This is a genomic window from Anaerococcus sp. HMSC065G05 (assembly GCF_001812365.1).
In the GTDB taxonomy this organism is placed as follows: Bacteria; Bacillota; Clostridia; order Tissierellales; family Peptoniphilaceae; genus Anaerococcus; species Anaerococcus vaginalis.
Window position 1 is genome coordinate 17,698 of sequence record NZ_KV808705.1, and the last position, 7,387, is coordinate 25,084.

Consider the following 7,387-nt stretch of genomic DNA (forward strand, 5'->3'; position numbering starts at 1 on the left):
AATATAATTTTGATCCTGCTGGAATATTATTATCCAACATTATTAAGTTAAGTTTTTCTTCTCCGTTATACTCACAAATTGCAGATATAATCATACCTTCTGAGTCGATTCCCATCATATTACGTGGAGGAAGATTACAAATCGCAAGCAGCGTCTTTCCAATTAAGCTCTCTGCGCTGTAATATTCCTTAATACCAGATAAAATAACTCTTTCTTTTTCAGAACCATCATCTAATGTAAATTTCAATAATTTTTTTGACTTAGGAACTTCTTCGCAATTTTTCACTTTCACAGCTCTAAAATCAGATTTTGAGAAAGTTTCAAAGTCTACATAATCTTCAAATAGTGGTTCAACTTTTATTTTTGATAAGTCAATTTTTTCTGTAGCAATTTTTCCATAATTTTCATTTGATGAGATTTCATTTTCTGATTTTTCTTTTCCTATTGGCTTCATTGTTGGGAAAATCCCCTCTACCTTAGATAATTGTCTAAATCTCTATAAAAGTCTATTTTATGGTACTTCTCCATTTACGACAATTTGCTAACTCTCTATAAGTGCCTATAGATTTCTAGCAAATTGTCGTAAATTTGTCGTAAGCTGTCGTAAATTCTAAAATATAAATTTCATCGCTTTTTCAAATTCTCCCATCTGTTCTATCTTAAAATCTTCTGTTGCATCTACATATATATCCATTGTTGTACTAATATCAGAATGACCTAGAATAGACTGCATTGCTTTTGTATTTATATTTTGTTCATTAAGTCTTGTAGTAAAGGTGTGTCTGAAAATGTGATTGCTTAAATGTGGAACTAATAGAATATCATTAGAGTTCGATTTATTTTTATCCATTATACTTAAATTGCAATCTCTAACAATTCTTCTCAAAGCTTTATTAAGTGTTCCATTATTGTGAACCTTTCCGAATCTATTTAAAAATACAAAGTCTTTAAATCCATCGATTGAATCACAACATTCGATTCCAAAAGTCTTTTGTAACTCTCTTTCCATAAGAAAAGCATCTTTTACTTTTTGAACCATAGGAATACTTCGCTTACCTGATTCTGTCTTCGGTGTATTAATAGCATACCTATTGTTTAATCCTTTACCTTTACTATAATATACCAAAGTCCTGTTTACATTTATAAGACCATTATCAAAATCTAGATCGTCCCATTGCAATCCTGTGACTTCTCCAACTCTCATTCCCGTCCAAAGCATAACAATGAATATTGGATACCATTTTTTATATTCATCACTATTAGATAAATATTCTTCAAATATCACCTGTTCTTCTATTGTCATGGCTTTTTTCTTCGGAGATTCATTTCGATAAGCTACTTTCAATTCCTTCAAAGCATTGTCAGACGGATTAAATCTTATATATTCGTCATCCACTGCTAATTCTAATACCTGATGTAAGACAGTATGAACACAATCTATAGTAGAAACCATTAATCCTTGATCTTCCTTTAATCTGTTATAAAAACTTCTAACATCAGATCTTTTAATATCAGATAGTTTAATACGACCAAAAGTCGGTTCTACAAATTGTTGATACATATAGATGTAATTTTTAAAGGTATTATCCTTTAAACCTCTTTTAACCTTTGTCCATAGCTTAAAAGTATCATTTACAGATAAGCTACTTCCTTCGTTGTTGATTCCATCTATAGTATTGCGTAAAATATCTAATTCCTTTTCTCTTAATTCTTTTAGAGTTTTCGCATAGATAGATTTTCTACGACCTATTTTGTCTTGCCACTTAAATTCATAAGTGCCATTTGACCTTTGATATTCACCGTCTTTTAAAACAACCCCTTTACTATCTTTGCGTCTTTTTACCATAAAAATTCTCCTTTTTTGATAAAAGACACGCTATAATTATTATACCGCATTAAGCGTGTTTTATATATAGTTTTAGATTAAATAGAGAACTGTCTATTTAAATATTCTTCCATTAACTTTTTCTTAATAAGACGCTTACTACCATTAAATAATACAAAATCGCAATCATTTTCATCCGTTAATTGTCTAACTTTATCTTGACCAATATTAAAATATTCAGATGCTTCTTTTAATGTTAGAAATGCTTTCTCAGAAACACGAACACCTTTTATATTTTCGTTAATCATAAATCCTCCAAATAATATATTTAAAATATTTATTTTAATATTTTTAAAGTTTTTTGACATTGACAAGTGCCTTGGATTAGCAACATAGGAATCTCACCTCCGCCTCTGTTCAGGATGAGCCGGCTTCAACCTTAGAAGTATCATTATCCTCATTTTCTTCATAGCGAATAGGGTATCCCTCCCTATATTCAAACTCTTACTTATCGCTCCCTTTCTTCTTCCCTTGCTTTTGGCTTAGCAGTACTTGTTTTGCCGAATTATTCAGCAGAAAGATCTTGGCGGATAGGTTATTACGCTCCAAAAATGATTAATGTCTTGTCTTGGTCTATTCAATTGTTAAGGTTCAAATATTGTTTAAATTTCTTTTAAAATAGAAAGAGGACAAAACTCCCCTCACTTTATAAAGGAAAATTTGCCCTCTTTGGTAACCAGAAACTATATTTCTTCTATAAATTTCTTTAGTTTTTCTAAAATCTTATCTCGCCTTTTTATTAAAGCAGGATGTGATATATTTTGAGTCTTTGCTACTGCACGAAGTGTTTCATCATTGAAATATAATCTTTCAATTATTTCTCGTTCATCATTATTTAACTTTGACATTGCATTTCTTAGTGCTTCAATCATCATTTGTGTAGCTACAACTTTTTCAACATCAACATTTTTATCTTCTAGATTATCTACAAAATTCCCATCGTGATTTAGAGACGAAAAAAAGAGCAAGTGGTTTTTTCTGTCCACCTGCTCTAAATACTTTTCATGTTCTCTTTCCCGCCAGTAGACTTTGTAAATATCCTCACTGACTTTGACCTTTTGTCCGCCTACATATAGATAATATTCTTTTTTCATTTTGAAGTCCTCCGTTTCTTTTGACTGACTGTTTTTCAGGCAAAAAAAGGAGGACTTCTACACTTAGGCATACGAAGTCCTCTAAAACAGAAAATTAAAAGTATTTTACTAACTGCACTTGATTGTTTCAGTTTGCATATGAAACAATAATCTGCTATAAAGATTATAAAAAAGAGGAATGTTTTGTTTCTTTGGTATTTCTAACATTAGATGTTTAGATTCTTTCATATTTGTTTCCTCCATTTTATCAATAATCTAAATAGTCAGTATTTTTATCTTCTTTATACATAATTGATTTTTATTCATTTTTTTTAGTTTCTATTCTATCAAATAGTTTGATAATCTCAGAATCAGAAAATCCTAAGACATATAGTTTTTCAAACAATATTTTTGTTAGCCTGTTCAAATGCTGATTTCTTAACTCAATTATTTTCTTCTCACTTTCAATAACAAAATATCCTTTACTTCCACGACTAACAATTAGTCCCTGTTTCTCAAGAACTTTTAAAGCTTTTTGAACTGTTGCAGGATTACATCCCTCCCTCTGTACTAAAGCCCTTATAGGTGGCATCTGTTGTCCCGGAACATAATCGCCTCTTAAAATAGACACTCTTAACGCTGAAGCAATTTGCAAATATAGATATACATTCATTTATTTTTATTTTTTCTTCCTCGTACGAATTTCCAATAAGCAGAATACGGAATAACCGTAGTAAACAGAAGATAATATTTATTAGCAAACATATCGGGGATTCCTTTTGCATTGAAATGAATAGGAATTTTCTCTGGGAGAAATATGCAAATAATAAATATTACAAACATCATTCCTATCAGCACTAATACATCTTTCAAAAATCTTTTTTTCATGGCAAATCTCCTTTCTATTTGTCAATAGCTTTCTATTTTCCTAAAATTTATCTAACCACCTTATAACTTCTACAAATGTATCCCTATTAATTGAATAATAGATATAATTTTTATATCTACTGTCGGTAATTAATTTACTCTTTTTTAATAAAGATAGATGATAAGATATAGTTGCTTTTTCTAATTTAAAATGACTTGCTATTTCTCCAGCAGTTAAATTTTTATTAGAAATAATTAATAAAATATCCATTCTAATGGGATTTGATAGGGAATCAAATATTCTAACTAAATCTATCATCTTTTATTCCTGAAATATTGCAAATAAACTTAATATTGAAATAAACACCATTATATCTTTTAAAAATTTTTTTCATAGAACATCTCCTCCTTAAACTAAAAATTTAATCTACAAGTTTTTATATAAACGCCACCCGCAATAACGAGCAAAATAAGTGCTACTACCAATAATGTAGGTACTATAGAAAAATGCAAAAACCAATGAAAAAGAATTGGTATAACTAATGCAGCCATTCCAATAATTGCAGATACAATAACAGGCATACTCTGTTTTACTATCATCATCTCACTTTCCCATTCAAAGTTGGGAAATTTTTTATTCAAAGAAATTCCAATCACTGTTATAAAAACGGAATAACAAATAGGAACAATTATTAAGCTGATGGTTTGAATAATGTCCATATCAAGCTTTAGCAAAAATATAAACACAGAAACAATATATCCAATTAAATGAAGCGTAAGATTTACTGCAATCTTAGAATTTAAAATCGTTTTTACCCTAATAGGAGAACTTTGCAAAATCCAAACATTTTTACCTTCTAAAGATATGGAAAATGCTGCCGGACAACTAAGTAAAAACATTGAAGCAATACACATCGGAGCAAAATTTGAAAGATATTCATTAACATTTTCGATTCCCGAATATTCCCCTATTTGTTGTAAAGAATTAAAAAGAAGAAATATGCTGAAAACACATAAAAGTATTACACCAAGACCTGCATTCAATACTGCCATATATGAATTTAGAAACAGTCCCATTTCTTTTTTATATAGGGCAAAAAATACTGATTTTCTATTATTCGAATTTTTGTTGTCAGAATATCTTGTTGTTGTTTTAGCAAGAGTATTAAGCAACCCATACTTCAATGAAACCACTTTGGCAAATATATAAAAAAATACTATTGAAAGAACAATAAATAATCCTACTCCAATGTAAATTGGAAAATTATAGTATTCCATAAATAGCTTAGATAACGGGTACAATCCGGTAATTTGCTTAGAAAGCATAATCGCAATACTATTTTCATTACCTGATTTCATAGCTGACACTGCAATATATCCAATTATCCCTATCATTGCAAATGAAAAAATTAAAGCAATAACATTTTTTCTCTTAAAGAAAGATGAAGCAACAACAATAATGATTCCCATACATGCTGCTATACACATAGGTATCAACGGAACAAAAATTATGGAAGTAAAATACAATATAATCTGTAATGCATTTAAACTTCCGTTTAACACCCAAACAATTCCCCCCGGAAGCATAAACATCAATCCTATTAAAAAATTCAATAAATACATAAACATAAACTTGCTGCTTATAATATCCGAACTTTTTACAGGCAATGACAAAAGATTTTCCATATCACGACTGCCAAATAAAATCCCATTCGAATAAAATATTGTCAAAAATAATATTGCAAAGCTTGATACCGATACCATATATGCCGGTATCAACTTCTGCTGTCCCAGTTGTACCAATGTTTTGGCTGTTATGATATTATAAACAAAGAAAAATATAGCAAGAGTTATTATTCCAAAACTTGCAATAACAATCGAACTTTGTTTTTTATTTCCCGGCTCTTTCATTTCGTTGATCGGAAAGAAATTTATCAATTGTGCTCTAATTAGTATCCAAATTTTGCTCATTATCCTGCACCTCCATGAAAAAAGTTTCCAAAGATTTATTGCCTTTGACTTCTTCTGTATTTCCGCTCGCAATTAACTTTCCATTTTTTATAATTGCAATTTTATTACATAATTTTTCTGCAACATCCAATACATGTGTTGAAAAGAAAATAGCTCCTCCATCTGATACGCATTCGTGCATTATTTTCTTTAGTAGAAAAGTTGCTTTCGGATCAAGTCCAACAAAAGGTTCATCTAAAATTAGTAACTTTGGAGAATGCACCAGTGCAGAAATAATCGCCGTTCTTTGCTTCATGCCATGTGAATACGAAGATATCATTCCCGAAAGATGTTTCGTCATTTCAAACAAATCGCCGTATCTCTGAATTCTTTCTCTGCGTATTTCAGTAGAAACTTCAAATAAATCAGCAATAAAATTGATGTACTGAAATCCTGTCAGATGTTCATATAAATCCGGATTATCCGGAATGTATGCCATTATTTTCTTACAAATAACAGGCTCTTCTTTAATAGAATGCCCGTCAATCGTTATACTTCCATTCTCAAAATCATGAATTCCAACTACCGCTTTTATCGTTGTAGTTTTTCCGGCTCCATTTGCACCAATGAATCCATAAATATCTCCAGACTGTACTGAAATGGATAAGTTTTCAACAGCCTTTTTGTTCCCATAGAATTTACTAAAATTCTTTATCTCTAACATAATTTCCACCTCCATTGACAATTTGTCAGTTATTCCTTGAAATAAAACCGATAACTTGTGTATCAGTAGCTATCGGCAAATTATTCTCCTTGCAAACATTCTATTCTTTTTTAATTACTAAAGAGCTTTTTCGTATTTAAGCTTTGTTCAAGCATTATCTTAAATGCATTTAAGTAGTTATCAACAGGTTCTTCCTTTAAATATCTTATACTTATGTTATTTGAAACAAAAACATAAGCTGTCATAAGCAACTCTGCTGTTTCTAATGGATATTTTACAGAAAAAACTCTTTCCATTATTCCTTGATTTATAATCTTTTCAAAATATATTGTCAGTTTTTCAACAAGCTTGTGGGATAACTTATCTATCATATATTGATTTTCTTTAAGGTCAATTGTTTTTTGTAGCACTGTACCCTCTGCTGAAATATTTTCTGAAGATATAATTGTAACATCTATAAATGATCTGATTTTTTCTATGGCAGTTTTATCTTCATCATAAGCAATAATATAAATATCTTTCAGTAGTCTATCTGAATATTGTTCTACAAGACAATATAAGATATCCTCTTTATTCTTAAAGTGATAATATAACAACCCTCTTGATATATTTACTTTATCAACTATATCCTGAGTTGTTGTATTAGTATATCCTTTCTCCATAAAGAGTATCATTGCAGCATCCATAATCTCTGCACGTCGTATTTCAGGTTCTTTTACATCTCTCATTTTATACCTCCTATTTAAAGGATATCACGCAACTGACATTTTGTCAATTGCGTTTTCTCATTTCTCTTGAATTTTATGGTATAATATATTTACAATTTTAGAAAAATGCTTAATGCTTGCTTGACTTTTGTAGCAAGCACAGTAAGTGTACGGACACTTA

Annotated in this window: 9 protein-coding genes and 1 pseudogene; all 10 read right to left on the minus strand. The window is 30.0% G+C overall.

The annotated features are described in order from the left end of the window. Positions 1-466, minus strand: a pseudogene (locus HMPREF2852_RS04915) (lysine--tRNA ligase); the annotation flags it as partial. A gap of 144 nt (positions 467-610) precedes the next feature. Next, entirely contained in the window at positions 611-1,846 is a 1,236-nt protein-coding gene (locus HMPREF2852_RS04920) for a tyrosine-type recombinase/integrase (protein WP_023059810.1), read from the minus strand. Between the two features lie 77 nt (positions 1,847-1,923). Beyond that, entirely contained in the window at positions 1,924-2,133 is a 210-nt protein-coding gene (locus tag HMPREF2852_RS04925) for an excisionase (protein WP_009345237.1), read from the minus strand. 435 nt (positions 2,134-2,568) lie between these two features. Next, positions 2,569-2,979: a sigma-70 family RNA polymerase sigma factor gene (locus HMPREF2852_RS04930; RefSeq protein ID WP_070606324.1), complete on the minus strand. Its 411-nt coding sequence runs from the start codon at positions 2,977-2,979 to the stop codon at positions 2,569-2,571. Between the two features lie 298 nt (positions 2,980-3,277). After that, complete coding sequence (locus HMPREF2852_RS04935; protein ID WP_070606326.1) at positions 3,278-3,631, minus strand: GntR family transcriptional regulator; 354 nt, start codon at positions 3,629-3,631, stop codon at positions 3,278-3,280. Beyond that, a complete protein-coding gene (locus tag HMPREF2852_RS04940) occupies positions 3,628-3,846 on the minus strand; it encodes a DUF1648 domain-containing protein (RefSeq protein WP_036739994.1) in 219 nt (72 codons plus the stop codon). The genes HMPREF2852_RS04935 and HMPREF2852_RS04940 overlap by 4 nt, the downstream gene beginning before the upstream one ends. A 40-nt stretch (positions 3,847-3,886) precedes the next feature. Then, entirely contained in the window at positions 3,887-4,144 is a 258-nt protein-coding gene (locus HMPREF2852_RS04945) for a metalloregulator ArsR/SmtB family transcription factor (protein ID WP_023056444.1), read from the minus strand. Positions 4,145-4,239: 95 nt separating this feature from the next. Next, positions 4,240-5,796, minus strand: a complete 1,557-nt coding sequence (locus tag HMPREF2852_RS04950; protein ID WP_023059822.1) for a hypothetical protein — start codon at positions 5,794-5,796, stop codon at positions 4,240-4,242. Next, positions 5,771-6,499, minus strand: coding sequence for an ABC transporter ATP-binding protein (locus HMPREF2852_RS04955; RefSeq protein WP_000889773.1), 729 nt, complete (start codon positions 6,497-6,499; stop codon positions 5,771-5,773). Before HMPREF2852_RS04955 ends, HMPREF2852_RS04950 begins: the two co-directional genes overlap by 26 nt. A gap of 110 nt (positions 6,500-6,609) precedes the next feature. Next, positions 6,610-7,227, minus strand: coding sequence for a TetR/AcrR family transcriptional regulator (locus HMPREF2852_RS04960; RefSeq protein ID WP_002838505.1), 618 nt, complete (start codon positions 7,225-7,227; stop codon positions 6,610-6,612). Between the last annotated feature and the right edge of the window lie 160 nt (positions 7,228-7,387).

Excerpts from the sequence above, each read along its gene's own strand:
- HMPREF2852_RS04920 (WP_023059810.1), bottom strand. The coding sequence starts at position 1,846 with ATGGTAAAAAGACGCAAAGATAGTAAAGGGGTTGTTTTAAAAGACGGT.
- HMPREF2852_RS04925 (WP_009345237.1), bottom strand. The coding sequence starts at position 2,133 with ATGATTAACGAAAATATAAAAGGTGTTCGTGTTTCTGAGAAAGCATTT.
- HMPREF2852_RS04930 (WP_070606324.1), bottom strand. The coding sequence starts at position 2,979 with ATGAAAAAAGAATATTATCTATATGTAGGCGGACAAAAGGTCAAAGTC.
- HMPREF2852_RS04935 (WP_070606326.1), bottom strand. The coding sequence starts at position 3,631 with ATGAATGTATATCTATATTTGCAAATTGCTTCAGCGTTAAGAGTGTCT.
- HMPREF2852_RS04940 (WP_036739994.1), bottom strand. The coding sequence starts at position 3,846 with ATGAAAAAAAGATTTTTGAAAGATGTATTAGTGCTGATAGGAATGATG.
- HMPREF2852_RS04945 (WP_023056444.1), bottom strand. The coding sequence starts at position 4,144 with ATGATAGATTTAGTTAGAATATTTGATTCCCTATCAAATCCCATTAGA.
- HMPREF2852_RS04950 (WP_023059822.1), bottom strand. The coding sequence starts at position 5,796 with ATGAGCAAAATTTGGATACTAATTAGAGCACAATTGATAAATTTCTTT.
- HMPREF2852_RS04955 (WP_000889773.1), bottom strand. The coding sequence starts at position 6,499 with ATGTTAGAGATAAAGAATTTTAGTAAATTCTATGGGAACAAAAAGGCT.
- HMPREF2852_RS04960 (WP_002838505.1), bottom strand. The coding sequence starts at position 7,227 with ATGAGAGATGTAAAAGAACCTGAAATACGACGTGCAGAGATTATGGAT.